1 rRNA gene is annotated in these 2,241 nt (G+C 53.2%); it reads left to right on the forward strand.

Going from position 1 to position 2,241, the window contains the following annotated elements:
• Positions 1-2,221 (forward strand): 23S ribosomal RNA (locus A8L45_RS23240); the annotation flags it as partial.
• Positions 2,222-2,241 lie beyond the last annotated feature (20 nt).

The raw sequence follows: 2,241 nt of genomic DNA on the forward strand, positions 1-2,241 counted from the left end.
GTGATCTAGCCATGGGCAGGTTGAAGGTTGAGTAACATCAACTGGAGGACCGAACCGACTAATGTTGAAAAATTAGCGGATGACTTGTGGCTAGGGGTGAAAGGCCAATCAAACTCGGAGATAGCTGGTTCTCCCCGAAAGCTATTTAGGTAGCGCCTCGGACGAACACTACTGGGGGTAGAGCACTGTTAAGGCTAGGGGGTCATCCCGACTTACCAACCCTTTGCAAACTCCGAATACCAGTAAGTGATATCCGGGAGACACACGGCGGGTGCTAACGTCCGTCGTGGAGAGGGAAACAACCCAGACCGCCAGCTAAGGTCCCAAAGTTATCGCTAAGTGGGAAACGATGTGGGAAGGCTCAGACAGCCAGGATGTTGGCTTAGAAGCAGCCATCATTTAAAGAAAGCGTAATAGCTCACTGGTCGAGTCGGCCTGCGCGGAAGATGTAACGGGGCTAAGCGATACACCGAAGCTGCGGCATCAGTCTTAGGACTGTTGGGTAGGGGAGCGTTCTGTAAGTGGTTGAAGGTGTGCCGGGAGGCATGCTGGACATATCAGAAGTGCGAATGCTGACATGAGTAACGATAAAGGGGGTGAAAAACCTCCTCGCCGGAAGACCAAGGGTTCCTGTCCAACGTTAATCGGGGCAGGGTAAGTCGGCCCCTAAGGCGAGGCCGAAAGGCGTAGTCGATGGGAAACGGGTTAATATTCCCGTACTGCTGATAACTGCGATGGGGGGACGGAGAAGGCTAGGTGGGCCAGGCGACGGTTGTCCTGGTTCAAGTGTGTAGGCGGATGGTTTAGGTAAATCCGGACCGTTGTTAACGCTGAGACACGATGTCGAGCTACTACGGTAGTGAAGTCATTGATGCCATGCTTCCGGGAAAAGCCTCTAAGCTTCAGGTTATCAGGAACCGTACCCCAAACCGACACAGGTGGTCGGGTAGAGAATACCAAGGCGCTTGAGAGAACTCGGGTGAAGGAACTAGGCAAAATGGTACCGTAACTTCGGGAGAAGGTACGCTCCCAGCGGTGATGAGGCTTGCCCTCTAAGCTGCCGGGAGTCGCAGATACCAGGTGGCTGCAACTGTTTATTAAAAACACAGCACTGTGCAAAATCGAAAGATGACGTATACGGTGTGACGCCTGCCCGGTGCCGGAAGGTTAATTGATGGGGTTATCTTCGGAGAAGCTCTTGATCGAAGCCCCGGTAAACGGCGGCCGTAACTATAACGGTCCTAAGGTAGCGAAATTCCTTGTCGGGTAAGTTCCGACCTGCACGAATGGCGTAATGATGGCCACGCTGTCTCCACCCGAGACTCAGTGAAATTGAAATCGCAGTGAAGATGCTGTGTACCCGCGGCTAGACGGAAAGACCCCGTGAACCTTTACTACAGCTTGGCACTGAACATTGAGCCTACATGTGTAGGATAGGTGGGAGGCTTTGAAGCATTGTCGCCAGATGATGTGGAGCCATCCTTGAAATACCACCCTTGTATGTTTGATGTTCTAACTTAGGTCCCTAATCGGGATTGAGGACAGTGCCTGGTGGGTAGTTTGACTGGGGCGGTCTCCTCCCAAAGCGTAACGGAGGAGCACGAAGGTGGGCTAATCACGGTCGGACATCGTGAGGTTAGTGCAATGGCATAAGCCCGCTTGACTGCGAGAATGACGGTTCGAGCAGGTGCGAAAGCAGGTCATAGTGATCCGGTGGTTCTGAATGGAAGGGCCATCGCTCAACGGATAAAAGGTACTCCGGGGATAACAGGCTGATACCGCCCAAGAGTTCATATCGACGGCGGTGTTTGGCACCTCGATGTCGGCTCATCACATCCTGGGGCTGAAGTCGGTCCCAAGGGTATGGCTGTTCGCCATTTAAAGTGGTACGCGAGCTGGGTTTAGAACGTCGTGAGACAGTTCGGTCCCTATCTGCCGTGGGCGTTGGATGATTGAGAGGGGCTGCTCCTAGTACGAGAGGACCGGAGTGGACGAACCTCTGGTGTTCGGGTTGTGTCGCCAGACGCATTGCCCGGTAGCTAAGTTCGGCATCGATAACCGCTGAAAGCATCTAAGCGGGAAGCGAGCCTCGAGATGAGTCATCCCTAGAGATTACATCTCTCTAAAGGGTTGTTGAAGACTACGACGTAGATAGGCAGGGTGTGTAAGCGCTGTGAGGCGTTGAGCTAACCTGTACTAATTGCCCGTGAGGCTTAACCATACAACACCCAAGGGGTTTTG

The organism is Veronia pacifica (assembly GCF_001707825.1).
Lineage (GTDB): Bacteria > Pseudomonadota > Gammaproteobacteria > Enterobacterales > Vibrionaceae > Veronia > Veronia pacifica.